The organism is Streptomyces sp. NBC_00820 (assembly GCF_036347055.1).
In the GTDB taxonomy this organism is placed as follows: domain Bacteria; phylum Actinomycetota; class Actinomycetes; order Streptomycetales; family Streptomycetaceae; genus Streptomyces.
The window spans coordinates 7,514,393-7,539,072 of sequence record NZ_CP108882.1; the positions used below are offsets into that span (position 1 = coordinate 7,514,393).

The window sequence follows — 24,680 nt, forward strand, 5'->3', positions numbered from 1 at the left end:
CAGGTAGGAGTCGATTGCTGCCGTGCGACACAGGAGGATGAGTGGCATGCCGGATAGGGACATCGCGGGTCTGCCGGCCGAGGAGTTCTTCGTGCCAGGGAGTTCGTCCTTCACCGAGTTCCTGGCGGCCCACCGGCCCGGGCTGCTGCCCACCACACCGCCGTTCCCGGACGGCGTTCGCGTCGCGCCGGACCGGTTTCCGCATGGCACCACGGTGCTCGCCCTCACCTACCGGGACGGCGTCCTGATCGCCGGCGACCGCCGCGCCACCATGGGCAACCTCATCGCCCAGCGGGACCTGGAGAAGGTGCACCCCGCCGACGACCACACGGCCGTCGCCTTCGCCGGCACCGTCGGCCTCGCCCTCGACATGGTGAAGCTCTACCAGGTCGAACTGACCCACTTCGAGAAGGTCGAGGGCGCCCCCATGACCCTCAACGCCAAGGCGACCCGCCTGGCCGCCATGATCCGGCAGAACCTCGCCCAGGCCATGCAGGGCCTCGCCGTCGTCCCCCTCCTCGCGGGCTACGACACCGCCGCCACCGCCGGTGAAGGGGGCCGCATCTTCGGCTTCGACGCGGCCGGAGGCCTGTACGAGCAGCGGCACTTCCACGCCGAGGGGTCCGGCTCCCCGTACGCCAGGAGCGCGCTGAAGAAGCTGTTCACCCCGGGGATGTCCCGGCGCGAGGCCGCTCTGACCGCGCTGCACGCGCTGTACGACGCCGCCGACGACGACTCGGCCACCGGTGGCCCGGACCTGCACCGCCGTATCTTCCCCCTCGTCCACGTCATCACCGAGGACGGGTTCGAACGGCTCCCGGAGGCGGAGACGGAGGAGTTGAGCCGCGAGATGGTCGCACAGCGCCAGAGCCGGCCGGACGGGCCCCACGCCACTCCCTGACGGGTGAGCGGTGAGCGGTGATTGGCGAGCGGCGAACGGCAGTGCCGCGGCGCGGACCGCACGACGAGGATTTCGGCACCCCCCACCGGGTTCCCGCCCCTCGCGGCGCTCACGGTGGCTGCGAGCGATCGTCGCCGGGGACGGATTCATCCCGGTGTGCCGGCTCCGACGCGGGTTGCCTCGTGGAGGTCGGTGCCAGGCTCGGCGCCCGTCACCTCGTGGGCTCCAGTGCGCGTATCAGGTGTCCGGGCAGCCACCAGGCGCCCGCGCACAGCCACATGCCGAGCCAGCCGACGGCGAACAGCCAGCCGCCGAGCACGTCGGTGGACCAGTGCACACCGAGGAAGACCCGGGTCAGCCCCACCCCCGCGCCCCAGCAGGCCACCGCCAGGGCCACGCACAGCGGGAAGCGGCCGCGCGGGGCCCGCAGGAACAGCGCGATGATCACCAGGCCGGCTGCCAGGGCCGCCGTGGTGGTGTGCCCGGAGGGGAAGGACCAGCCGGAGGCCCGCGTCAGCCAGTCGTGCCGCGGCGGCCGTGCCCGGCCGACCAGCTCCATGACGCCGTACCGCACGGCCTGGCCGGTCGCGAGGACGACGACCGCGAGCAGTGCGGCGACCGCGCGCCGCCGCCGGCCCCGGACCGCGAGCAGCCCGGCCGTCGCGACCAGCGTGTACGGGATGACTCCGGTGCCCGTTGCGGTCAGCCCCCGGGCCACGGCCACCGCCACCGCCGGACGGTGACCCACGGACCAGGTGTGCGGGACGCGGTCGGCGAGGAACGGGGCGCCGTGCCGGCCGGACACGACCATCGCCAGCACCGCGAACGCCGCCCACGCCCCGAGCGCGGCACTTCCCGCGAGCTCGGCGACGCCTTTTCGGTTCACCACAGCCACGCTGGGTTCGGTGCCTCCCGTGCGATCCTCCACCGCTACCTCGCCCCTTTCGCGATCCGTACGACCCGCGGTACAGCACCGCCTGTCCGTACTCCCCGCGGAACAGTCCCGGTCGCTCACGGGGCCCGCAGGGGAGCCCCGACCGTCCGCGGGGTGCGTGAAGCGGCCCCGACCGTCCGCGGGACCGGCGGCAGAGCACCGACCGTTCGCGGAGCCCCCAGGTGAGCCCCGACCGTCCGCGGGACCGGCGGCAGAGCACCGACCATCCGCGGGCCCCGTGGAGCGGCCCCCGCTGTCCGTGGGGCCGGCATCGGAGCGGCGCTCGTGGCCCGGGTGTCCGCCGGGGGTGCCGTCGCGGTTCATGCCACCAGCAGGGGACGCAGCCTGGTCGCCGCCAGCCGTCCGGCCGGTCCGGAGGCCCAGCGGCGCAGCACGGTCATGGCGAGGAAGGCGACCAGGCCACCGACGAGGGCGCCCGCGATCACGTCGTGCGGGTAGTGGGCCCCGACCCAGACCCGGGAGGCCGCCATGGCCACGGCGAACCCGGAGGCGACCCGTCCCAGTCGGCGGGAGACGAAGAAGAGGGCCACCGCGGCCGCGATCGCGATCGCGGTGTGATTGCTGGGGAACGCGTAGTCGCCCGGCGCCGGGCACGCCTCCAGCGTGCGGAAGGGCAGGTTCCGGCAGGGCCGGTCCTCCCGCACGAGCAGCTTCAGCCCCGAGTCGGCGGCGAACGCCACCAGTACGGCCACCGGGACGGCCAGCGCCGTCATCGCCGCGGCGGCCGCGACCCCGCGGGCCCGCCACCAGCCCACCAGCATGAGCACCGCGAACACCGTCAGCCCGTACGCCGACCACGCCGCGACGACGCCGTCCAGCCAGCCGGGGGAGCGGCGGGCGAGATCCACCACATCCCGGTACAGAGACCCGTCCACCGACGAGCCCGTGAGCGCGAGAATCATCAGCGGGCCTCCTTGGCGGCCTTGCGGGAGCGCAGCACCTCGGCGGCGAGCGGGATCAGCGAAACGACCACGATCAGCGCGATCACCGGCAGCAGGTATCGGTCGACGTTGGGGATCGACGAGCCCAGCGCGTACCCGCCGAGGGTGAGGCCGAGGGTCCACACGAGGCCGCCGGCCACCTGCCACAGAGTGAAGGTGCGCGCCGGTACGCCGAGAGCGCCCGCCATCGGGTTGAGCACCGTGCGCACCACCGGCACGAAGCGGGCCAGCACGATCGCCTTGGCGTATCCGTACCGCTCCAGCAGTTCCTCGGCACGCTGCGCGCCCTCGTGCAGCCGGGCCGACCGGCTGCGGGCCAGCAGGGCGCCGCCCGCCTTGCGGCCGAGCAGATACCCGACCTGCGAACCCGTCAGGGCGCCGACGGCCGCCGCGGCGAGCAGTGGCCCTAGCGACAGGTGCACACCCCGGTCGGACGCGCCCGCGCACAGCAGGCCCGCCGTGAACAGCAGGGAGTCGCCGGGCAGGAAGAAGCCGATCAGCAGGCCCGTCTCGGCGAACAGCACCACACCGACACCCAGCACGCCGAAGGCGGCGAGCAGGGAGTGGGCGTCGAGCACGTTGACCGCGAGCTGCGACGCCAGGTCTGAGGGAGTGGCCATCGCCGCACGCCCTTTCCGTTGGTTGCGTGGGTTCCGCCGGTTCGGCCGACCGGAATCCGCACGACTACACATGTGTAGACCGTCTACTGAACTGTAGACGATCGGAGGGCCGTGATCGTTCCCGGGCTTCGCCCCGTCATTGCCACTCCATGGACGAACGACCATGCGCGTCCGGTCGTGACGGTCCGAGCAGGGGCCGTCCGGGTGCTCCTCGCCCGGCGGTCGCCTTTCCCCGCCCACGAGGAAGGCCTGTCGCGGCCCTTTACTGCACATGACTTGCAGGTGCGAGATGATGGCGAAAGGTTGTGAAGCGCAGTCGTACCCGTGTCACCCGAAGGAAAGCCCCATGACGGCCGCCCCTGGTTCCGCTCCACCCCTCCCCGCACAGGCCGGCGCAAGGCGCTCGGCCTGGCAGCGCGTGCGAGGCTCGATGACGCGGCAGGAGTGGACCAGGGTCGGCTCGATGGCCGCGTTCGTGCTCGCGCTGCACGTCGTCGGCTGGGGCACGCTGGTCGGCGTCGTCGCCCCCGAGCGCTTCGACGTCGGCGCTCAGTCCTTCGGCATCGGCATCGGCGTGACCGCGTACACCCTGGGCATGCGGCACGCCTTCGACGCCGACCACATCGCCGCGATCGACAACACCACCCGCAAGCTGATGGGCGAGGGGCAGCGCCCGCTGTCGGTCGGCTTCTGGTTCTCCCTCGGCCACTCCAGCATCGTCTTCGGCCTCGCCCTGCTGCTCTCCCTCGGCATGAAGACCCTGTCCGGACCGGTCCGCGACGACAACTCGCACCTGCACCAGGTCACTGGCCTGATCGGTACGACGGTCTCCGGCGCCTTCCTCTACCTCATCGCCGGCATCAACCTCGTCGTCCTGGCCGGCATCTGGAAGGTGTTCCGTGAGATGCGCACCGTCCGGTACGACGAGGCCGCCCTGGAGCGGCGACTGAACGACCGCGGCTTCATGAACCGCCTGCTGGCCCGGGTCACCGGGTCGATCACCAAGCCGTGGCAGATGTACCCGCTCGGCCTCCTCTTCGGCCTCGGCTTCGACACGGCCACGGAGATCGCGCTGCTGGTCCTCGCCGGCTCGGGCGCCGCGTCCGGGCTGCCCTGGTACGCCATCATGTGCCTGCCCGTGCTGTTCGCGGCCGGCATGTCCCTGTTGGACACCATCGACGGCTCGTTCATGAACTTCGCCTACGGCTGGGCCTTCTCCCAGCCGGTCCGCAAGGTCTACTACAACCTCACCGTCACCGGCCTCTCCGTCGCCGTCGCCCTTGTCATCGGCACCGTCGAACTCCTCGGCCTGCTCGCCGACAAGCTCGCCCTGCACGGCAGCTTCTGGGACTGGGTGGGCGGCCTCGACCTCAACACCGTCGGCTTCGTGGTCGTCGGCCTCTTCTTCGCCACCTGGCTCCTCGCCCTGCTGGTGTGGAAGGCCGGCCGCATCGAGGAGAAGTGGACGGTCGGCCTCGCCCGTGCCGAGCGGCCCGCCGACCAGGCCCTGTCCGGATTCCTGATCAGCGGGATCTGCGTCGGACCCGAAGAGAACGCCGGGTCGGCCATCGGCCAACCCGGCTTCCCCGCCCGCCTGTCCGGGGCCCCTCGGTCGCCCCGCTCACGTGCCCCTCAGTCGCCGAGGTGGTCGATCTGCCGCAGCTTGTTCGTCGCGTCCAGAGCGGCCACCTTGTACGACTCCGCCAGCGTCGGGTAGTTGAACACCGCGTCGACCAGGTAGTCCACCGTGCCCCCGCAGCCCATCACGGACTGCCCGATGTGGATCAGCTCCGTGGCGCCCGTGCCGAAGCAGTGCACGCCGAGCAGGGTGCGGTCCACCGGGGAGACGAGCAGCTTCAGCATGCCGTGGGAGTCGCCGATGATCTGCCCCCGGGCCAGCTCCCGGTAGCGGGCGATGCCCACCTCGAACGGCACGCGGTCCTCGGTGAGCTGGTCCTCGGTCCGGCCGACGAAGCTGATCTCGGGAATGGTGTAGATCCCGATCGGCTGGAGGTTGTGCATCCGCCCGACCGGCTCGCCGCAGGCGTGGTAGGCGGCCGCTCGGCCCTGCTCCATGGACGTGGCCGCGAGCGCGGGGAAACCTATGACGTCGCCGACGGCGTAGATGTGCTCCACCTCGGTGCGGTAGTGCTCGTCGACCTTGATCCGGCCGCGCGGGTCGGCCGCCAGCCCGGCCTTGCCGAGGTCGAGGTCGTCCGTGAGGCCCTGCCGGCCCGCCGAGTACATCACCGTGTCCGCCGGGATCTTCTTGCCGCTCTCCAGCAGGGTGAGCGTCCCCCGGGCGTGCCGCTCCACCGCCGCCACGGTCTCCCCGAAGCGGAAGGTGACCGCCAGGTCCCGCAGGTGGTACTTGAGCGACTCCACGACCTCGACGTCGCACATGTCCAGCATCGCGGGCCGCTTCTCGACGACCGTCACCTTGCTGCCGAGCGCGGCGAACATGCTGGCGTACTCCATGCCGATCACACCCGCGCCGACGATCACCATGGAGCGCGGCACCCGCTCCAGCGAGAGCACGTTGTCGGAGTCCATGACGGTCCGCCCGTCGAACGCGACCGTGTCCGGGCGGGCCGGCCGGGTGCCGGTGGCGATGACGATGTGCTCGGCGCTCAGCAGCCGCTCCTGGCCGTTGGCCCCATCGCGCAGGATGACCGTGTGCGGGTCGGTGAACCGGCCCGTGCCGGAGTACAGGGCCACCTGGTTGCGGGCGAGCTGACTGCGGACGACGTCCACCTCACGGCCGACCACGTGCCGGGTGCGCGCGGTCAGGTCGGCGACGGTGATGTCCTCCTTCAGGCGGTAGCTCTGTCCGTACAGGTCGCGCTGGGTCAGGCCGGTCAGGTACAGCACGGCCTCGCGCAGGGTTTTGGACGGGACGGTCCCTGTGTGCAGGGAGACGCCCCCGAGCATGTCGGGGCGGTCGACGACGGCGACCCGGCGGCCGAGCTTGGCCGCGGCGATGGCGGCCTTCTGCCCGCCGGGTCCGGATCCGATGACGAGCATGTCGAAGTCGGGCACGCTCGGGAGTCTGGCAGCCCCCGGGCACCGTACGGAAGGCCCCTGCGCCGGGGAGACCGGCCGGCGTCCGGCGCGCGGGGCGGACGCCGGACGCGCACGGAACCGTCGGCGCGCCCGGCCGGACCCCCGTTGACCCGCGATCCCCGGACGCTCTACGGCAGCAGCTTCTCGATGGCCGCCGCCCCCTCCGTCTCCATCTTGCGACGCGCCCAGTCGAGGTTCTTCGGAGTGACGTCCCTGCCCGTCGCCATCACCATGTCCTCCGGTGTGACGTCCCTCGAGGGAGCGGTGTGGAGCAGAGCGTCCGGGGTGCAGTAGTCGTCGGGCGACATGGACTCTTCGGGTGTTGACCTCGACATGATGCCTCCTCCTCGGTCCGGATGACCGCATCCGTGCCGGTGCCCCCGAACGGGGCACACTCTTACCATCGTCCGCCTCGGCGCACCCTGCATCCGGAAGGCGCCGGCAGCGTCGGAAGACGCCGCGGGGTGCCGCGGGACGCCGGGGCGCGCCCGGACGAGGCGGGTGAGAAGCGTCTGCCCAAGGCGGGCGAGAACACTCGCCTTCAAGTCGAGGGGGAACACTCGCCCCCAAGCCCGTGGCGGCCCGCCCTAAGCTGGTAGCACCCCGCACACCGCAACGGGAGGCCGCAGCGATGGCCGAGACACCCTTCCAGCAGGATCAGTCCGGAATACCCCGCTACCTACCGATCGCCGAGCACGGCCTCATCGGTGACCTGCGCAGTGTGGCACTGGTCGGCAGCAACGGCACCATCGACTGGTACTGCTGCCCGTCCTTCGACGCGCCCAGCGTCTTCGCGGCCGTCCTGGACGCCGAGCGCGGCGGGCGCTTCGAGCTGGGCGCCGCCGTACCGGCCCGCACCAAGCAGTTCTACTTCCCCGACACCAACGTCCTGATCACCCGCTTCTTCACCGAGGACGGGGTCGGCGAGGTACAGGACTTCATGCCGGTCACCGCGGAGTCCACCGGCGAGAACGGCCGGCACCGGCTGATCCGGCGGGTGGTCTGCGTCCGCGGCACCGTGCCCTTCCGCGTCCTCGTCGCCCCGCGCTTCAACTACGGCGCCGACCCGCACACCCTGAGCTGCCCGGACGACACCGTCGTCTTCGAGTCCCCGGACCTGTCCCTGGCGCTCACCTCGACCGTCGCCATGGAGTGCGACGGCCGGGACGCGCGCGCCGACTTCAAGCTCGGCGAGGGCGAGACCGCCGTGTTCGCGCTGGACCGGGTCGGCGACGTGGTGGCCCCGCGCGCGTGCGCCCACGCCGAGGCCGAGCGCGAGTTCAACGACACCGTCGCCTACTGGCGCCGCTGGCTCGCGCAGTCCCGCTACCGGGGCCGCTGGCGCGAGATGGTGCACCGCTCCGCGCTCACCCTCAAGCTGCTCACCTACGCCCCGAAGGGCGCCATCATCGCCGCGCCCACCACCAGCCTGCCCGAGCAGATGGGCGGCGAGCGCAACTGGGACTACCGCTACGTCTGGGTGCGCGACGCGGCCTTCGCCGTCTACGCCCTGCTGCGGCTCGGCTTCAGCGGCGAGGCGGAAGCCTTCATGAAGTTCCTGACCACCCACATCAGTCCGGGCGACGGATCCCCCTCCGGGCCCCTGCAGATCATGTACGGCATCGACGGCCGCACCGAACTGCCCGAACGCGTACTGAGCCACCTGGAGGGCCATCAGGGCTCCGCCCCGGTCCGGGTCGGCAACGACGCCGCCAACCAGCTCCAACTGGACATCTACGGCGCCCTGATCGACTCCATCTACCTCTACGACAAGTGGGCCCAGCCCATCTCCAGCGGCCAGTGGGACGACGTGTGCCATCTGGTGAGCTGGGTGTGCGACAACTGGGACCAGCCCGACGAGGGCATCTGGGAGACCCGCGGCGGGCGCAAGAACTTCCTGTACTCGCGCCTGATGTGCTGGGTGGCCGTCGAGCGCGCCATCCGGCTGGCCAACCGGCGCGGGCTGCCCGCCGACCTGCCCCGCTGGCGCCAGTCCCGCGACGCCATCTACCGGCGGATCATGGAGCGCGGCTGGTCGGAACGGCGGGGCGCCTTCGTGCAGTACGAGGACGGTGACGTCCTGGACGCCTCCGTGCTGATGATGCCGCTCGCCAAGTTCATCGCGCCCACGGACCCCAAGTGGCTCTCCACTCTGGACGCCCTTTCCGAGGACCTGGTCTCCGACTCCCTCGTCTACCGCTACGACCCGCAGGCCAGCCCCGACGGACTGCGCGGCGACGAAGGGACCTTCTCCATCTGCTCGTTCTGGTACGTCGAGGCGCTCGTGCGCGCCGGACGGGTCGACGAGGCCCGGCTCGCCTTCGAGAAGATGCTCACCTACGCCAACCATCTCGGCCTGTACGCCGAGGAGATCGGCCGCACCGGTGAGCAACAGGGCAACTTCCCGCAGGCGTTCACCCACCTGTCCCTGATCAGTGCCGCGTTCAACCTCGACCGCGCCCTGGGGTGAACGCGGGACCGCTCAGGCGAAACGCGAACTCGGCACCGGCCCGGCGGAGGTGAGGCGGGTGCGCGGCCCGTTCAGCCACGTGCCGCGCACGGCCGCGACGAACGCGGTGAACGCCTCGTCGGTATCGGCGGGCCCCTCGTCGTCCCCGTCCTCGACGGCGAGGTCCGCCGCCGTGACCGAGGCGGCGATCTCCGCCTCCGGCCGGTCGTCGGCGGGACCCCGCTCGACGCCGCCGTCCGCGCCCTGGCGCAGCTGTTCACCCCAGGGTGCCACCACCGTCTGGTGCAGCAGGCCCACGCTGTCCGCCGTGACGACCGGCGCGTCCGTCCAGCAGCTCGCGTGCTCGTGCAGCACCTGCCCCGGCAGCCGTTCGACGAGCTGCCCGAGGATCTCGGGGCCGTCGTCGTGGGCCGCCACGCCGTTCAGGTCGTAGGCGACCACCACCGTGTCCGTCCGGCCGGGCGTGAACGGCTCGGCCGGCAGGCCCAGCACCTCGGCGGCGGCGAGGCCCAGGACCCGGGAGTCGCGGTCGGGCAGCAGCGACACCGACCGCGGCCGCACCTCGGCCGCCTCCAGCAGCGTCCGCAGCCGCAGCAGGCCCCGCAGGCACCGCGCGGGGTCGTCCTGCAGCCAGGCGTACCGGCCGGTCATCCCCGCGTCGAAACCGTACGGGGAGACCGCGCCCAGCACGGTGCCGCCGAGCACGTACTGCCAGCCGCGCAGATCGGTCGGGCCGAGGCCGCCCGCCCGCTCGGCGTCCCCCGCGCGCAGCAGCATCCGGCTCTGCCGGTCGCGCGTCGGCTGCCACTGCGCGTCCTCCGGGTCGTCGAGCAGCGCGTGGTGGCGCCGGGCCGTCGCCAGGTCGCCCGCCATGATCGCGTTGAACACCAGGAGATAGCGGTCCGGCCACTCGGCGAACCGGTCCTCGTGCCGGGCCAGTTCGGCCACCGCCTCGCCGTGGCGGCCCTCGCCCTCGTACGCCGACACCAGCTCGCGCAGCAGCCCGAGCGACTCCGGGCGCAGGCGCAGGGCCTCCCGCAGGGCGGGGATCGCCAGATAGTGCACACCGCGCTCGACGCACGCGTACCCGTAGTCGTAGAGCGCGCGCGCCTGTCCGGGGTCGGCGGTCAGGGCGGCCGCCGCCTCGGCCAGGTCGTCGAAGCCCGCCGCGCCGGCCGCCCGCCTCACCACCAGGGCCACCTCGCCCAACGGCTGGTCCTCCCCGGTGGCCCGCAACTGCCGCAGCGCGCCCGGCACGTCACCGGATTCGAGGGAATCCCAGGCCTTGAGGAGTTCGGGGGACTTCGGACGGCGATTCCTGCGCGAGAACATGACGGAGAGCATCGCCTGTCACCTGATGTGTCCTCAACACATTTCTGCGCCCTCAGAGCGACGCGGAGCCTCGCGGCAGCGGCTGCTCCGCCCAGATGATCTTGCCGGTGGGGGTGTAGCGGGTGCCCCAGCGGTCGGCCACCTGGGCGACCAGGAACAGGCCCCGGCCGCCCTCGTCGGTGCTCGCCGCGTAGCGCAGGTGCGGCGAGGTGGTGCTGTGGTCGGACACCTCGCAGATCAGCGTGCGGCCGCGCAGCAGCCGTACCCCGATGGGACCGCGCCCGTAGCGGATGGCGTTGGTGACCAGCTCGCTCAGGATCAGCTCCGTCGTGAACGACAGCTCCTCCAGGTCCCACTCGGACAACTGCCGGGTGACCGCGGCCCGCACCTGTGCGACGGCCGCCGGATCCGACGGCACCTGCCACTCCGCCACTCGGTCGGGGCCGAGGACACGGGTCTGCGCCACGATCAGCGCGACGTCGTCGCGGGGCCGGGCCGGCAGCCGGTCCAGCACCGTCCGGCAGGTCTCCTCCGGCGTGGCACCCGCCGTGCGGCTCAGCGCGTCGCGCAGCAGGTCGAGTCCCACATCGATGTCCCGGTCCCGGTCCTCCACCAGTCCGTCGGTGTACAGCACCAGCCGGCTGCCCTCCGCCAGTTCCAGATCGACGGTCTCGAACGGCATTCCGCCCAGGCCCAGCGGGGGACCGGCGGGCACGTCCGCGAACGCCACGCTGCCGTCCGGCTGCACCACCGCGGGCGGCGGATGACCGGCCCGGGCGACGGTGCAGCGCCGGGACACCGGGTCGTACACCGCGTACAGACAGGTCGCCCCGGTGACCGCGGCGGCGCCGTCGGCCGGGGTCTCGTCCTGGTCGATACGGCCCACCAGCTCGTCCAGCAGACCGAGCAGTTCGTCCGGCGGCAGGTCCAGCGCGGAGAAGTTGTGCACGGCCGTACGCAGCCGTCCCATCGTCGCCGCAGCGTGCAGTCCGTGCCCCACGACGTCCCCGACCACGAGCGCCACCCGCGCCCCGGACAGCGGCAGCACGTCGAACCAGTCGCCGCCCACGCCCGACTGCGCCGGCAGATAGCGGTAGGCGATCTCCAGCGCGTCCTGCCCGGGCAGCGTGCGGGGCAGCAGACTGCGCTGGAGCGTCACCGCCAGACTGTGCTCACGGGTGTAGCGGCGGGCGTTGTCGATGGACACGGCGGCCCGCGCGACCAGTTCCTCGGCGAGGGCCAGCTCCTCGGCGTCGAACGGCTGCGGCTTCTCCGCGCGCCAGAAGGTCGCCACCCCGAGGACCAGGCTGCCCGCCCGCAGCGGAACGGAGATCAGCGAGTGGATGCCGTAGCCGACGATCTGCTCGGTGCGCTCCAGGTCCTGCGCCTGCCAGCCGGGCGCGTCGCGCAGCCGGGGCTCCACCACCGACTGCCCCGTCGTCAGGCTGCGCGCCTGCGGCGAGGTCGGTACGAACCGGATGCGCTCGCCCACCGGATACAGCGGGGCGTCCTTGCGGACACCGGCGCAGGCCGTACGGAGCAGCGCCGTGCCGGGCCGGGGCTCCTCGCCCTTCAGTACCGTTTCGAACAGGTCCACGGTGGCGAAGTCCGCGAACCGGGGCACCGCCAGCTCGGCCAGTTCCTGTGCCGTACGGGTCACGTCCAGGCTGGTGCCGATGCCCACCCCGGCGTCGTACAGCATGTTCAGCCGCTCGCGGGCCACCTCGGCCCGGCCGGACAGTGCGCGCAGCTCCGTGGAGTCGCGCAGCGTGGTGACGCTGCCCGGCGGGCCGCCGCGCAGGTCGGTGGGGCGCTGGTTGATGGCCAGCAACCGGTCCTTGACCAGGTGGACCTCGTCGGTCGCGATCCGCCCCGAGGCCAGCAGCCCGGCCGTCTCGTCGTCCAGACCCAGGTCCAGCACCTGCCGCAGCTCGGCGTCCTCGGGCAGCCCCAGCAAGCGGTGCGCCTCGTCGTTGGCGAGGAGCAGCCGCCCGTCACCGCTCACGATCAGCACGCCCTCGCGGACGGCGTGCAGCACCGCGTCGTGGTGTTCGTACATCCGGGTCATCTCGTACGGCCCGAGTCCGTGCGTCTGCCGCAGCAGCCTTCTGCTGACCAGGGCGGTACCCGCGGTGGCCAGCGCGAGCGCCGCCGCGGCCGACGCGAGCAGCAGGGGCAGCTGCTGGTCCGCCGCCCCGCCGACGTGCGCGGTGGTGATGCCGGCCGACACCAGGCCCACCACCTTGCCGCCGGAGTCCTTCACGGGCACCACGACCTGCACGAGCGGGCCTATGGTCCCGTTGATCTCCTCGACGACCGTCTCACCGGCCACGGCCGGCCCGATGGTGCCGACGAACTTCTTGCCGATGCGGTCCCGTTGGGGGTGCGTGTAGCGGATGCCGTCGGTGTTCATCACCACGACGAAGTCCACTCCGGTCGCCTTGCGGGCGGCCTCCGCCGACGGCTGGAGGAGCGCCGTCGGATCGGGGGCGCGCAGCGCGGCGGCCGTCCCCGGGGCGTTGGCGTACGACTCGGCCACGGCGAGCGAACGGTTGCGGGCCTCCAGGATGCTGTCGTGCCGCACCTGCAGCACCTGCGCCACCACGGCCGAGACGACCAGCAGCAGCACGATCACCACCTGCAGCAGGAACACCTGCCCGGCCACACTGCGCCCGGTCACCGCCGCCCGCAGCATTCCGGGCCGGCCGTCGTCCACCCCGCCTGCCCCCGACTGCCGTGCGCCGGCCGGCGCACGCCGGTACCCGAACGGACGGAGCGGCCGCGAGTCGGGCCGGCCGGGCAGTCGCACCATGTGCCCATGTCTACACCGCCGAGCCCGGACAGGCGAGGGCGTTGTGCGAGAGACGGGTGTGAAGTCGGTGGCGTGTGCGCACCGCGCGTGCGCGTGCCGTGCCGGCGGAACGGGCGTCACGGCCGTCCGCGTACGCCACCGGCCCGTCGTACGTCCCCGTCACCCCCTTGCACCACACCCCTCATACCACTGCCGCACACGGGTGGCAGGACACCGCGCGGGCTCCTAGTAATGGTGTGCGTAACGCCGCGTGCCGCACTCGGGGGTGTTGGGCGGTCGCACCCTTCTCCAGGAGCCGAGATGAACACCCGCTCTTCCGCCCTTTGCCCCGACGACCCCGCCATACCCCCGGCGACAGCCGCCACCGGCGTCGCCACAGCCGAACCCGACCCTGACCCTGATCCCGACCCCGACTTCCGCTCCGCAGCGCCCCCGGAGAAGCACGCCGAGGCCCCGCCCGTGGACGACGCCCCGTACGACGATCCGCTGCACGGCCTGCTCCACAGAGCCGTCGCCGACCGTCCCCTGGAGGACGTCGTCGAACTCATCACCCTGCTGGAGAGCTCACCGGAGCACGCCCCGGCCACCGCCGACGCGCTGCGCGCGGCCGGTGTCGACCGCTCCGTCGAGGACGTCACCCGTCTGGTCACCCTCCTCACCCGGCCGCCCCGCGGCACCGAGAGCGCCGACGAAGCGATCCGCGCCGCCGCCGAGCACCGCCCGGTGGACGAGGTCACCCAGTTGATGGAACTGCTGCACCGCACGCCGCTGGAGCCCCACTGCGGGCGTGCGGCCGTCCAGGCGGCGGCCGTCAACCGGCCGGTCGGGGAACTCGCCGAGCTGATCGGCCGACTGCCCGCCGGACGACCGGATCAGGGCGCCCCGCCACCGCCCGCCGTGGCCGCCGCCGGGGTCCCGGCCGGGGTTCCCGCCGGGACCGGGTCTCCGCCCGCCGTACCGCCACCGCAGCCGGCGACGCCGGCCGCGCCGACCGCTCCGGGCCCCAAGTCCCGCGCACCCGAGGCAGGACGGGCCCCCACGACCGTCCTCTGGATCGCGCGGGTGGCCGCGCTGACGGTCTTCCTGTGCGGGGTGGCGCACGCCCCGCGCTCCTGGACCGGGCTGTCCCACAGCGTCCTCGCGGCCACCCTCCTGGCATCCGGGTCCTGTCTGCTCCTCGCGCTGGCGCTGCTCGTGCGCGCGGTACAGATCCGGCTGGTGGCGGCGACCGTCACGCTGGTCGTGACGGCGTTCCTCGCCGCCACTCAGGTGCTCGGCGGACGCTTCGGCCTGCCGGACCCCGCCCGGCCCGCGACCGCCATGCTCGCCCCGCCCGGGATCGCGGGCACGGTCGCCGCGGCGGCCGCACTCGCGGCCCTGGTGGTGCTGCTGACCGCCCTCACGACGGCCAACTCCCGCCGGGGCGAGGGCCGCTGAGTCAGCCGGCCGCCGCCGCGTCCACCGGACGCAGCACCAGGTGACCGTCCATCCGGGCGGCCACCATGGCGAACGGGACGGTGTCCACCTCAAGGCACATCGCCACATCCTGGGGATGGACACCCTCCCAGCCGAGCCGCACCCCCTCGGCGAGCCGGCCGGCGGCCCCGGAGCGCCGGGCCCGGTCGAGGTAGGGGGCGGGGTCGGTACCGGACGCGGGGCCGGTCCCGGTTCCTGTTCCGGTGGCGGTGGCGGTGGCGGTGGCGGTGACGGTGGCGGTCCCGATTCCGGTGGCGGTGGCGGTGTCGGTGGCGGTGTCGGTGGCGGTCGGGGCGGCAAGGGCCGCGATGTACTGGGCGCAGGCGAGGTCCTCCTCCGCCCGCCCGCCGTCCCCGGTGACCACGAAGGTCACCCGCTCCGGCCGGGCCCGCCGCAGGACCTCGGCCGTCGCCCCGGCCACCGCGAAGCTCGCGCACAGCAGCAGCCGCGCCTCCGCGACCGCCAGGGCCCCGGCTGTCCCGGCCGTGGTCTTCTGTACGACCGTACGGCCGCGCACGTCGAGGGAGCGCAGCAGGGCGGGTGAGTTGGCCAGGTCGAAGCCGGGCACCGGCGGACCGTCCTGGAAGGCCAGCCAGTCGCGGTGACGGGCCTTCAGCTCCAGGGCCTCTTCCTGCGTACCGGCGAAGACGATCTTCTCCGCACCGCCCCGGAACGCCCAGGCGGCCACGGTGAACGCGCGCATCACATCGACGACCACGGCGACATCGGGGGCCACGGGCGCGCCGGGGATCCCTGTGTAGGTGGGCTGCATCGCTCCATGGTGGGGCATGCGGCATGCGGCTGCGCGGAAATTCCCGGAGCTCCGCGAGAGCCTCAGACCTCGTCGGCCTCGGACGGCAGCGGGCGCGGAGTGCGCAGGGAGCGCAGGGAGCGCAGGGCGATGAGCAGGACGCCGATGTCGTCCAGATAGACCGGGTCGGGGAGCAGGTCGGTCGGCAGCACGAGGTACAGCACCGCACCCCAGAACACCCAGCGCGGGCCCGTGGGCAGCCCGGCCCGCCGCAGGGTGCGCCGGGCCCGGACCAGCCGTATCAGCAGGCCGATGGCGACGGCCAGCACCAGCGCGGCGACGACGGCCGCGACGATCAGGAGCAGGGTCGTACTGGAATCCATGCGGCCTCCCGGCTCTCTGGCGGTGCGTCGGTGTCGCTGCCGTGGTGCTTCAGTGCGTCGGTGCTTCAGCGCTGTGGTGCGTCGGTGCGGGCGGCGCTTTTGGTCCGACCGGTCGGTCGGCCGCGTCGCGACGACGGCCGTCCCGGACAGCGGTCGTCGCGGTGAACGGCTGTCCCGGACCGCGGCTTTCAGTCCCCGGCTAAGCCTGTCGGTCCGTGCTCTCCGTACCCTGCGTGCTCTCCGTGCCCTGTGTGTCCTCCGTGCCCTGCGGGCCGTCGTCGGCGGGCGACGCCTTCGGGCCCGGTGCGGGGAGCGACCCCTTGCCCGTGAACCTGAACCTTTCGAAGGTCCGCGTCAACTGCTGAAGCGGGGACGGCTGCCGGGTGCCGGGCCGTTGCTGCGGCAGGGCCGGGCCGGAGGGCGTGTCCCGGTAGGCGACCAGTGCCTCGTGGGCGTCCTCCGCCGCCTGCCGGTACAGGTCCCGGGACTTCGTCATGGCCTCCAGCGCCTCGGCGTACATCGTGACCCGTCGCCGTTCGCGCTCCAGCTGCTCCTGGAGGGTCAGCAGCGTCCAGTTGTCGCGCAGGTCCGCCAGGGCCTCCTCCATGCCGCGCGGCATGGGCCGGCGCAGGGCGGCGAAGTGCCGCAGCGCGGAGAAGAGTTCGGTGGGTTCCGAGCCGTCGAGGAAGACGCTGCGCACACTGTGCTCGTGCGCCTCGTACCCGTCCGGCGCGGGGTCCGGCGGCAGCAGGACCGCTCCGCCGCGTGGCACCTCGACACCGAGGTCCTTCAGCGCCCAGTTGACGGCGCGGAACTGCTGCGGCGCGGCGCGGTGCTCCAGCACCCGGTGCCGCAGCCCCGGCGGGAGCAGCCGGGCCAGGGGCTGCCGGCCGTCCTCGTCCGGTGTCATCGCCTCGTGCACGACCAGGTTGACGCACCACGCCTCGCGGGCCGCGTCCCGCAGCCGGTGGCGCATCTCCTTGTCGTCCTCGGGCAGCGCGTTGACCTGCCGGTAGCGCAGGTCCTCGACGGTGGGGTGGTGGTCCCAGTCACCGTCGTACCCCAGTGGCGTGCCGCCCTCCGGCCAGAACCGGGTGGCGGGCGAGGGCCACGACTCGTCCCACTGCCGCTCCGCCTCCGCGACGAGCGTCCATTCGTGTTCCCCCAGCCGCCGCTGCCGTGGCACGAGGGTCAGCCGGGCCCGCACGGTGACCGTGCCCCCGACCTGCCAGCGCGCCTCGAAGATCAGGTGGCCGGATTCCTCGGGCGCCGACGGCTCGGCGAAGTCGTCGATGTCACCGTTTTCCTTGCGCCGGCGCAGGGTACGGCGGACGACGTCCTCGGTGGCGGGACCTGTGTGGCGGCCACGGGCCGCCCAGACGGTCTGCGGGATGGTGGCGCGGCCGGTGGCGGAGTTCGACATGAGCCAATCTGCTGATGGGGGCGTGTGCGTCTTCCAGTATCACCCATCGCCGATCAAAGGCCCGGGCACCCCGACGGGTGAGCCGGGGCAGGGGCGCGCGGGCGGGGCGGTCACGAAGGGATCGCACGGCGCGGTACGGCGCTCAGGGGCGCGCGTCGAGGCGTGCGGCCCGGGCGAGCGCGTGTGCGTAACGGGCGCGGCAGCGGCAGCGGCAGCGCGTGCTCCGGACCGGCAGGCGGCCGGGAGCAGCGCGCGGGAACACCGCTGGACCCCGACGGGCCGGCCGACGGCTCGGTCGGCGGCCCAGGTCGGGGTCCAGCGGTGACGGAGAGGCTTACGCGCCGCTCTCCCGCAGCATGTCCTCGCGCTCGACGATCTTCACGCGCTCGCGGCCCTGCGGCTCGCCCAGCGCCCGCTCGGCGGCGTCCAGCTTGTACCAGCCCTCCCAGGTGGTGAAGCGGACGTCCCGCTCGGCGAGGAAGGCGTCGACGGCCTCCGGCGCCGGCGAGGCGGGCGTGTGCAGCCGGCCGTTCGCGAAGTCGTCCAGGAGGTTGGACACCGTCTCGTTGGCGTCGCCCTTGGTGTGGCCGATGAGGCCGACGGGACCGCGCCGGATCCAGCCGGTGACGTACGTCGACCGCAGGTGGTCGCCGCCCTCCTCGACCACCCGGCCGCCCCGGTCCGGGACGGTGCCCGACTCCAGGTCCCAGGGCAGCTTGGGGAGCTTGTCGGAGAGGTAGCCGACGGCGCGGTAGACCGCGGTGACGTCCCAGTCCTTGAAGGCGCCGGTGCCCTTGACGTTGCCGGTGCCGTCGAGGGCGGTGCGCTCGGTGCGCAGGCCGACGACCTTCCCGTCCTCGCCGAGGATCTCCGAGGGCGACTCGAAGAAGTGCAGGAAGAGCTTGTGCGGGCGGTCGCCGGTGTCCCGGATCGCCCAGTTCTCCAAGGTCTTGGCGACCATGTCGGCCTGCTTGTTGCCGCGCCGGGTCTCGATCGACCCCGCGTCGTAGTCGATGTCCTCGGGGTCGACGATGACCTCGATGTTCGGGGAGTGGTCCAGCTCACGCAGTTCCATGGGGCTGAACTTCGCCTGCGCCGGGCCGCGGCGGCCGAAGACGTGGATCTCCAGCGCCTTGTTGGCCTTCAGGCCGTCGTGGACGTTCGCCGGGATCTCGGTCGGCAGCAGTTCGTCCGCCGTCTTCGCCAGGACTCGCGCCACGTCGAGCGCCACGTTGCCGACGCCGAGCACGGCGACCTTCTCGGCTTCCAGCGGCCAGGTGCGCGGCACGTCCGGGTGACCGTCGTACCAGGACACGAAGTCCGCCGCGCCGTACGAGCCGTCCAGCTCGATGCCGGGTATGGACAGCTCGCGGTCGGCCGTCGCGCCGGTCGAGAAGATCACCGCGTCGTAGAAGGCGCGGAGGTCGTCGAGGCTGATGTCGGTGGGGTAGTCGACGTTGCCGAACAGGCGGATCTGCGGCTTGTCGAGCACCTGGTGCAGGGCGGTGATGATGCCCTTGATGCGCGGGTGGTCGGGCGCGACGCCGTACCGGATCAGGCCGAACGGGGCGGGCATCCGCTCGAAGAGGTCGATGGACACGCCGGGGTCGGCGGCCACCTCGGATTTGAGCAGGGCGTCGGCGGCGTAGATCCCGGCGGGGCCGGCTCCGACGATGGCTACCCGCAGGGGGCGCGACATGATCAGGTTCCCTTCGAGCGTGAACAAGCGACTCGAACAGGAAGCCTAAACTAAGGCAGACCTAACTTAGTATGCGGGTCGGGTCCAGCGCCTTGTGAGTCGATCATACGAGGTGTCCGACGGCCGCTCGGAACGCCTTCCCGGGGGCGGACCGGCACGAACCGGTGTGAACCGGTCCGCGCGCCGCCGCGACCGTCACGCCGGCCGGATCACCCGGTGGATCGCCTGCTCGCCCGCGCCGTAGATCGACTCCTCACGGATGTACGCACCCGGGCCCGGCGCGTGGATCATCACGCCGTCGCCCACGTGGAGACCCACGTGCCGGTCGTCGTCGAAGAAGAGGACGAGGTCCCCGGGCTCGATGCCGGCGAGGGTCATCGGGGCACCCGCGAGCGCCTGCTGGTGCGCGGTGCGGGGCAGCGTCACGCCGGCCGCCTTCCACGCCCCCTGGGTGAGGCTGGAGCAGTCGTACGAGTCCGGCCCGGTCGCCCCCCAGACACAGGGCTTCCCGATCTGCGCCCGCGCGAACTCGATGGCCCTCGCGGCACGCCCGGCGTGGGTCGACTCGGGAGCGGGGACCGGGAGCGTGAAGGAGCCGGTGTCGGCGGGGGAGTTGGCGGTGACGGGGGGCGCGAAGGCGCCGGTGCCGGCGGGGGAGCCGAGGGTGGTGGGGAGCGTGAAAGAGCCGGTGTCGTAGGGGGAGTTGGCGCTGACGGGGGGCGCGAAGGCGCTGGCGTCGGCGAGGGAGCCGAGGGGGGCGGGAAGCGTGAAGGAGCCTGTGGCGAAGGGGGAGTCGGGGATGGTCGGGAGCGTGAAGGAGCCCGTGTCGGCGGGAGCGGTGAAAGCGCCGGGGACCGCGAAGGAGCCCGTGTCGGCCGGAGCGGTGAAGGCGCCAGGGACTGCGAAGGAACCCGTGTCGGTGACCGGGGTCGCGGGGGCGGGCTCCGTGTACGTGGGGTAGGGGAGGGACCCCGTGTCGGTGAGCGGGTCGGGCGTGCCGGGGCGGGGGAAGGCGGGCGCCTGGTGGCGGGCCAGCAGATCCCGGGCCGTGCCGAGCTTGCGCTGGTTGGTCGTCTTGAAGTCCGCGGGGGAGGGGCGACGGGGCTCGGTGGCCGCGGCCGGCAGGGCCCCCGGGGCCTGTACCGCGGCCTCCTGTGCGGCGGGCAGGGCCGCGACGGGAAGCACCGCGGTCTCGGCCGGACCGCTCGGAAGCTCCGCACGCCGGGCGGGCGGCAGTTCCGCGAGAGGGCCACCGGGCAGCCCCGCACCGCCCGCCTCCACGGCGAGCCGCGGTCGGGTGCCGGGGGCCACCGCGGGCGCGCCGGTGAGCTCCGGCAGCGCGCGCGGTCCGGACTGCCCGGTGACGCCGGCCGGCAGCGCGGGCAGCTCTGCCGGTGGTGCGACCGGCGCGGGTCCGGTGCGGTCGGCGTCCGTACGGGCCGGGGGCGCGGGAGGGGCCGGCAGCCGGTCGGCCGGGAGTACCGCGGGCATCGTGGGGCCGGCCTTCGCGCGGGCCGCGTCGAACCACTGCCGGGTCACCGCTTCGAGGGCGGGGTCCGAGGGCTGTGCCGTTCGCCGGGCCGGCGGAGCCTCCCGCCTGCGCGCCGCCGCAGCCATCGCTCGGGTCGCGTTGAAGTTCCCGGTCGCGTTCTCGGCCCGGTCGTACAGGGAGTCGATCCGCTGCCGTACCTCGTCGCGGCTCTCCGGCGCCATGGAAGATGTGCTCCCTCCTTGCCCCGCGGGGCAGTCGGGCCGAATCCCGGTGTCGGACCCCGTCCGGTGTGCCACTGCGGGCCGACTGGAGGGGGAGCCGGGATGGCCTGGCGTCAACTTAGCCAACTTGTGTCACTCGTGTGAAGGTTGACGGGCGGTATGTCCGATACGTATTTGTGATGTTCGTTGCGGCGTTCGAGCGGGAAGACTTGGCCGCCGCGTCCGCCCGGTCCGGTGCACCCGGCCGCAGGGTCGAGCGACCGTGGGGGAAAGCGGATGCTGTGACCGGGTTTTCCTGTGAGGTCGCCATGAATTTCCGGCACGGTTGAACGCCGTGGCCGCGCCGTGCGTATGGGGCCGGGGAGTCACATGCCCCGACCGACCACGACACGCAGGGGAACGACCTTGGAACGGAACAGGCGCAGACGTCCCACCGGCGCGCGACGCGTGACCTTCGCCGCGGTCGCCCTGATGCTGGGCGGGGGCGGCCTCGTCGCAGCCAACGTCTACGCCTCGGCCGACGAAGCAGGCTGGGGCGGACAACCGGGCTCCGAGGCGACCGGGCAGGTCAGGTCCGCGGGCATGGCCACGATCGACTGTCCCGACGTCGGCAGCCGACTGACGGCCGTGCCGGACGAGGCCCGCGGGGACGTGGACCGTGAACTCGCCCAGCTCGACGAGCAGATCGCCGCCGCCTACCGGCAACTCCAGCAGTCGGCGCAGGCCGTGCGCGAGGACCCCGCCGCGGCCGACGGTCCGATCATGGACCCGCTGAAGGAGCGCCGGGCGGCGACCATCGCGCGCATGGCCGACGCCATCGACCGCGCGGGGGACCGGCCGCAGGGGCTCGAAGACCTGGCCGCCTGCGCCCTGCGCCCCGGCGAGAACGGCACGGCGACCGGCGGCCCCGGCAGCGGCAGCGAGGGCGGCACCACCGCCACCCCGGGTGACGGCTCCCAACCCGGCGGCGGGCAGGGGCAGAACGAGGGCGGCGGCGCGGCCGGAGCCGGCCAGGGCGGCAACGGGCCCGTCGTCTCCGACTACGCGGACATCACCGCCGTACAGCCCAACGTGCCGGACCCGGCCCAGCAGTCCGACGCCTCGCGCGGCACCTTCACCTCCCAGTGCGGCGTCAACGCGAACGGCCTGTTCAACTCGGACAACGTGATCGTCGCCCCCGGCGTCTCCAACGGCGCCCACCACTTCCACGACTACGTCGGCAACCAGTCCAACAACGCCTTCGCCAGTGACGGCGATCTGGCGAAGGCCGACACCTCCTGCGTGGACCGGGGTGACAGATCGACGTACTACTGGCCCGTACTGCGCATGCAGAACGGCAAGCAGGAGCGGGACGCCGGTGCTCCGGGCGGCGGCACCGAGGGGAACGCGGGCCAGATCGTCACGCCCAAGGAGGTGACGCTCACCTTCGTCGGCAACCCGCGCGCCCGAGTCACCGCGATGCCGCGCCTGTTGCGCATCATCACCGGCGACGCCAAGGCCTTCGTCAACGGTCCCGGAAACGCCAACGCCTCCTGGAGCTGCACCGGTTACGAGGACCGGCAGCTCAAGGACAAGTACCCGCTGTGCCCGGCCGGCAGCGCCGTCGTCCGCACCTTCCACTTCCAGAGCTGCTGGGACGGCCGGAACACCGACAGCGCCAACCACCGTACCCACGTGGCCTTCACGGCCCCCGACGGCTCGTGCGCCCAGGGCTTCGAGCCCATTCCGCAACTCGTCCAGCGCATCGTCTACGACGTCCCCGCCCCGAGCGTGAACGACGGCGGGCGGACGGTTCCGCTCTTCGCGGTGGACTCCTTCCCGGAGCAACTGCACAAGCCCGTCACCGACCACGGCGACTTCATCAACGTCTTCGACGAAGACCTGATGCGCGAGATGGTCGACTGCATCAACTCGGGCCGCACCTGCGGCGCCCGTGACGGCGGCGACTCCGGTGCGACCGACGGTCCGAGCGCCGGTCCGAGCGCCGGTCCGAGTGCGGCAACTCCGCCCGCGACCACCGCGCCCGCCCCGACGGCGTCCGTGTCCAACCCCGTCGAACAGCCGAGGACCGACACGACGACCGAACCGGCGAACACGACCGAACCCGCGAACACGACCCGGCCCGCGAACACGACCAAGCACGACCGGAAGGACGGGAACGGCCGGCGCGGCGAGACCGATGCGCCGTCCGAGCGTGCCACGGCCGACCGGGACACCTCGTCCGCCCAGACCGGCGCGGCGGCCCCGCCCGTGGCGTCCGCACCGACCGGCTCCGGCGCCGGCCGGTCCACCCCGTCCGTGTCGGCCGGGACCGGTGTCACCGGCGGCGACAGCGCACCCCCGGCGCGAACCGCCCCCCAGGCCGTACAGGGCGGACTCGCGGACACCGGGGCTCACCTGTGGCCCGCGGCCATCGGCATCCTGCTCGCCCTGTCGGGCCTGATCATGCTGGTCCGGGCCAGGCGGCTGCGATACTGACCCGCTCCACGCGGGACACCTGACGGCAATGGCCCGCCCCTCCCGGAGGGGCGGGCCACCGCGCGTGCACCAGGTGATGCCCCTCAGGCGGCCCGGAGCGTGCGCTTGGCGAGTTCGTACGCCGGCAGCATCGCCTCGTGCTCCTCGGTGTCCAGTCCGCCGAGGTGCACGACGACCGGGCCTTGGGGCGTGCTGACGGCGAAGGCCGTCTCCTTCTTGGTCTCGTCGAGGAGCTTGCTCGTGTAGAGGTACCGCACTTCCACGCCGGACAGACCGCCGCCCAGCTCGACGGCGCGGTACCGCTCCTCGCTGACGTCGTCCTCGGCGGCGACGAACTCGCGCAGCACGGCCCGGGCATCGCCGGCACCGGGCTTGCCCGTCCACACGCGCAGGAAGCCGAGGTGACCGGCGGGCTTGGCGTCGATCTCGCACGCGGTGGTGACCGGTCCCTGGCGCAGGAAGCTCTCGGCGAGCTCGCCCGGCGCACCGCCGTCAGAACCGCCGGCCGTCTTGGACAGCTCCGCCTCGGCGTCGATCCCCTTGGCCTTCCAGCCCTCGGCGATGTCGAAACTGACGGGCAGCTCGCAGGGCGAACCGGCGGCGCCGATCGAGCCCCCGCTCACCGCGCCCTTCCCCTCGGCTCCCGCGCCCTTCGACACGCCCGGCGTGCTCGCGGACGGCCGGCTCTCGTCCTCGTCGCCGTCAGCGGACTGCGCGCACCCGCCCAGCACGGCCGTCAGCACCATCACCCGAACCACGCCGCCGAGCACGGACCCCACCCTGACCTGCACCGCTGTCTCCCCTCCTGTTCAGGGCGGCCACTGTATCCGGCGGGGCCGACAAGGGCGTACGGCTCTGTCCGGCGGAGCCGGCATGGTCGTACGACGATGTCGCGGCGGGGCGGCGGGGCGGCGGGGCGGCGGGGCGGCGGGGCGGCCGGGCGTCACTCCCCGGCGTGTTCCCCGTCGTGCTCCCCGTCGTGCCGGCAGTACAGGAACAGGTGCGGCTCGGGTATGGCGTCGGGGTGGGCGGGGGCGAACAGGGCGTGTTCCTCGGCGAGCACCGTCAGGCCCGCCTCCGTGGCCAGCCGTGTGAAGTCCGCGCCGGCGAAGCTCGTCACCCGGACCGGCTGCCCCATGAACACCGCGTCGACGGCCTCCACGTCGAGCGGCACGGTGGCCAGCACCGCGAGGCCGCCGGGACGCAGCGCCCGCGCCAGCCGCGCCACGACCGCCGACTGCTCCGCGCGGGTCATCTGCAACAGGGAGAAGTACACGCACACCGCGTCGAACGAGCCGTCGGCGAGCGGCAGTTCACGGATGTCGGCGAGCTGGAACCGGGCCTGCGGCACCTGGTGGGAGGCGACCTCGACCATGACGGGCGAGACATCGACGCCCAGCACGTCGTACCCGGCCTCGGCCAGGGTCTGCGCGGTCGGCCGTCCCGTTCCGCTGCCCACGTCCAGCACCCGGCTGCCCGGCTCCAGCTGCCCCAGCAGCCACTCCACGGAGGCCCGGTGCGCCTCGGAGGAGGCGAAGGCCTTCTCGTAGTCGAGGCCCAGTGCGTCGAACACCACGGCGGCCGGTACCCGGCGATCGTCCTCGGTCAAGACGGCTCCTCCCGTAACCCGTGCGGGTGCCGGGCATCGTCGCACCTCCGGCCC

At 73.0% G+C, this 24,680-nt stretch carries 18 protein-coding genes and 1 pseudogene; 5 read left to right on the forward strand and 14 right to left on the reverse strand.

From position 1 onward, the window contains the following. Positions 1 to 46 precede the first annotated feature (46 nt). The gene (gene prcB / locus OIB37_RS33540) at positions 47 to 901 is read left to right on the forward strand and encodes a proteasome subunit beta (RefSeq protein WP_330461359.1); all 855 of its coding nucleotides are present in this window, start codon (positions 47 to 49) and stop codon (positions 899 to 901) included. Between the two features lie 211 nt (positions 902 to 1,112). On the opposite strand, the gene OIB37_RS33545 is transcribed toward prcB, so the two are convergent. The 3 genes from OIB37_RS33545 to OIB37_RS33555 all read right to left on the reverse strand — a co-directional run bounded on the left by OIB37_RS33545 (position 1,113) and on the right by OIB37_RS33555 (position 3,417). Continuing rightward, positions 1,113 to 1,787 (reverse strand): phosphatase PAP2 family protein, encoded by a 675-nt coding sequence (locus OIB37_RS33545; protein ID WP_330461360.1) that lies wholly within the window; start codon positions 1,785 to 1,787, stop codon positions 1,113 to 1,115. 368 nt (positions 1,788 to 2,155) lie between these two features. Beyond that, positions 2,156 to 2,758, reverse strand: a complete 603-nt coding sequence (locus OIB37_RS33550; RefSeq protein WP_330461361.1) for a phosphatase PAP2 family protein — start codon at positions 2,756 to 2,758, stop codon at positions 2,156 to 2,158. Beyond that, the gene (locus OIB37_RS33555; RefSeq protein ID WP_330461362.1) at positions 2,758 to 3,417 is read right to left on the reverse strand and encodes a DedA family protein; all 660 of its coding nucleotides are present in this window, start codon (positions 3,415 to 3,417) and stop codon (positions 2,758 to 2,760) included. Before OIB37_RS33555 ends, OIB37_RS33550 begins: the two co-directional genes overlap by 1 nt. A 346-nt stretch (positions 3,418 to 3,763) precedes the next feature. Between OIB37_RS33555 and OIB37_RS33560 the strand changes: the two are divergent. Next, positions 3,764 to 4,915, forward strand: a pseudogene (locus OIB37_RS33560) (HoxN/HupN/NixA family nickel/cobalt transporter); the annotation flags it as partial. A gap of 134 nt (positions 4,916 to 5,049) precedes the next feature. Here OIB37_RS33560 and sthA read toward each other — a convergent pair. Both sthA and OIB37_RS33570 read right to left on the reverse strand, forming a co-directional pair. Further along, entirely contained in the window at positions 5,050 to 6,456 is a 1,407-nt protein-coding gene (gene sthA, locus OIB37_RS33565; protein ID WP_330461363.1) for a Si-specific NAD(P)(+) transhydrogenase, read from the reverse strand. Between the two features lie 152 nt (positions 6,457 to 6,608). Further along, positions 6,609 to 6,815: a hypothetical protein gene (locus tag OIB37_RS33570; protein WP_330461364.1), complete on the reverse strand. Its 207-nt coding sequence runs from the start codon at positions 6,813 to 6,815 to the stop codon at positions 6,609 to 6,611. 296 nt (positions 6,816 to 7,111) lie between these two features. On the opposite strand from OIB37_RS33570, the gene OIB37_RS33575 reads away from it, so the two are divergent. Further along, positions 7,112 to 8,950, forward strand: a complete 1,839-nt coding sequence (locus tag OIB37_RS33575) for a glycoside hydrolase family 15 protein (protein ID WP_330461365.1) — start codon at positions 7,112 to 7,114, stop codon at positions 8,948 to 8,950. Positions 8,951 to 8,962: 12 nt separating this feature from the next. Here the strand turns inward: OIB37_RS33575 and OIB37_RS33580 are convergent, their stop codons facing one another. Further along, entirely contained in the window at positions 8,963 to 10,282 is a 1,320-nt protein-coding gene (locus tag OIB37_RS33580) for a hypothetical protein (RefSeq protein WP_330462071.1), read from the reverse strand. A 52-nt stretch (positions 10,283 to 10,334) separates the two neighbouring features. Further along, complete coding sequence (locus tag OIB37_RS33585; protein WP_443058238.1) at positions 10,335 to 13,094, reverse strand: SpoIIE family protein phosphatase; 2,760 nt, start codon at positions 13,092 to 13,094, stop codon at positions 10,335 to 10,337. A gap of 300 nt (positions 13,095 to 13,394) precedes the next feature. Here OIB37_RS33585 and OIB37_RS33590 point away from each other — a divergent pair, with 300 nt between their 5' ends. Then, positions 13,395 to 14,531 carry a hypothetical protein gene (locus OIB37_RS33590; protein WP_330461366.1) on the forward strand — a complete coding sequence of 379 codons (1,137 nt, stop codon included), beginning with the start codon at positions 13,395 to 13,397 and terminating at the stop codon, positions 14,529 to 14,531. A 1-nt stretch (position 14,532) separates the two neighbouring features. On the opposite strand, the gene OIB37_RS33595 is transcribed toward OIB37_RS33590, so the two are convergent. The 5 genes from OIB37_RS33595 to OIB37_RS33615 form a co-directional block, all read right to left on the reverse strand. Continuing rightward, entirely contained in the window at positions 14,533 to 15,342 is an 810-nt protein-coding gene (locus OIB37_RS33595) for a 2-phosphosulfolactate phosphatase (protein ID WP_330461367.1), read from the reverse strand. A 62-nt stretch (positions 15,343 to 15,404) separates the two neighbouring features. Then, positions 15,405 to 15,704, reverse strand: a complete 300-nt coding sequence (locus tag OIB37_RS33600) for a YkvA family protein (RefSeq protein WP_330461368.1) — start codon at positions 15,702 to 15,704, stop codon at positions 15,405 to 15,407. A 199-nt stretch (positions 15,705 to 15,903) separates the two neighbouring features. Continuing rightward, entirely contained in the window at positions 15,904 to 17,127 is a 1,224-nt protein-coding gene (locus tag OIB37_RS33605) for a hypothetical protein (protein ID WP_330461369.1), read from the reverse strand. A gap of 334 nt (positions 17,128 to 17,461) precedes the next feature. Continuing rightward, complete coding sequence (locus OIB37_RS33610; protein WP_330461370.1) at positions 17,462 to 18,826, reverse strand: FAD-dependent oxidoreductase; 1,365 nt, start codon at positions 18,824 to 18,826, stop codon at positions 17,462 to 17,464. Between the two features lie 195 nt (positions 18,827 to 19,021). Next, positions 19,022 to 20,539: a C40 family peptidase gene (locus tag OIB37_RS33615; protein WP_330461371.1), complete on the reverse strand. Its 1,518-nt coding sequence runs from the start codon at positions 20,537 to 20,539 to the stop codon at positions 19,022 to 19,024. Positions 20,540 to 21,010: 471 nt separating this feature from the next. On the opposite strand from OIB37_RS33615, the gene OIB37_RS33620 reads away from it, so the two are divergent. Beyond that, positions 21,011 to 23,017: a DUF1996 domain-containing protein gene (locus OIB37_RS33620; protein ID WP_330462073.1), complete on the forward strand. Its 2,007-nt coding sequence runs from the start codon at positions 21,011 to 21,013 to the stop codon at positions 23,015 to 23,017. Between the two features lie 83 nt (positions 23,018 to 23,100). Here the strand turns inward: OIB37_RS33620 and OIB37_RS33625 are convergent, their stop codons facing one another. Beyond that, positions 23,101 to 23,808, reverse strand: coding sequence for a lipoprotein (locus OIB37_RS33625; protein WP_330461372.1), 708 nt, complete (start codon positions 23,806 to 23,808; stop codon positions 23,101 to 23,103). A 152-nt stretch (positions 23,809 to 23,960) separates the two neighbouring features. Continuing rightward, on the reverse strand, positions 23,961 to 24,626 hold the full coding sequence (locus OIB37_RS33630) for a class I SAM-dependent methyltransferase (protein ID WP_330461373.1): 666 nt from the start codon (positions 24,624 to 24,626) through the stop codon (positions 23,961 to 23,963). Between the last annotated feature and the right edge of the window lie 54 nt (positions 24,627 to 24,680).

What these genes read in the sequence shown, in the direction of transcription:
- prcB (WP_330461359.1), top strand. Translation starts at nt 47, where the DNA reads ATGCCGGATAGGGACATCGCGGGTCTGCCGGCCGAGGAGTTCTTCGTG.
- OIB37_RS33550 (WP_330461361.1), bottom strand. Translation starts at nt 2,758, where the DNA reads ATGATTCTCGCGCTCACGGGCTCGTCGGTGGACGGGTCTCTGTACCGG.
- OIB37_RS33555 (WP_330461362.1), bottom strand. Translation starts at nt 3,417, where the DNA reads ATGGCCACTCCCTCAGACCTGGCGTCGCAGCTCGCGGTCAACGTGCTC.
- OIB37_RS33570 (WP_330461364.1), bottom strand. Translation starts at nt 6,815, where the DNA reads ATGTCGAGGTCAACACCCGAAGAGTCCATGTCGCCCGACGACTACTGC.
- OIB37_RS33575 (WP_330461365.1), top strand. Translation starts at nt 7,112, where the DNA reads ATGGCCGAGACACCCTTCCAGCAGGATCAGTCCGGAATACCCCGCTAC.
- OIB37_RS33580 (WP_330462071.1), bottom strand. Translation starts at nt 10,282, where the DNA reads ATGTTCTCGCGCAGGAATCGCCGTCCGAAGTCCCCCGAACTCCTCAAG.
- OIB37_RS33585 (WP_443058238.1), bottom strand. Translation starts at nt 13,094, where the DNA reads ATGGTGCGACTGCCCGGCCGGCCCGACTCGCGGCCGCTCCGTCCGTTC.
- OIB37_RS33590 (WP_330461366.1), top strand. Translation starts at nt 13,395, where the DNA reads ATGAACACCCGCTCTTCCGCCCTTTGCCCCGACGACCCCGCCATACCC.
- OIB37_RS33595 (WP_330461367.1), bottom strand. Translation starts at nt 15,342, where the DNA reads ATGCAGCCCACCTACACAGGGATCCCCGGCGCGCCCGTGGCCCCCGAT.
- OIB37_RS33600 (WP_330461368.1), bottom strand. Translation starts at nt 15,704, where the DNA reads ATGGATTCCAGTACGACCCTGCTCCTGATCGTCGCGGCCGTCGTCGCC.
- OIB37_RS33605 (WP_330461369.1), bottom strand. Translation starts at nt 17,127, where the DNA reads ATGTCGAACTCCGCCACCGGCCGCGCCACCATCCCGCAGACCGTCTGG.
- OIB37_RS33610 (WP_330461370.1), bottom strand. Translation starts at nt 18,826, where the DNA reads ATGTCGCGCCCCCTGCGGGTAGCCATCGTCGGAGCCGGCCCCGCCGGG.
- OIB37_RS33615 (WP_330461371.1), bottom strand. Translation starts at nt 20,539, where the DNA reads ATGGCGCCGGAGAGCCGCGACGAGGTACGGCAGCGGATCGACTCCCTG.
- OIB37_RS33620 (WP_330462073.1), top strand. Translation starts at nt 21,011, where the DNA reads ATGCTGGGCGGGGGCGGCCTCGTCGCAGCCAACGTCTACGCCTCGGCC.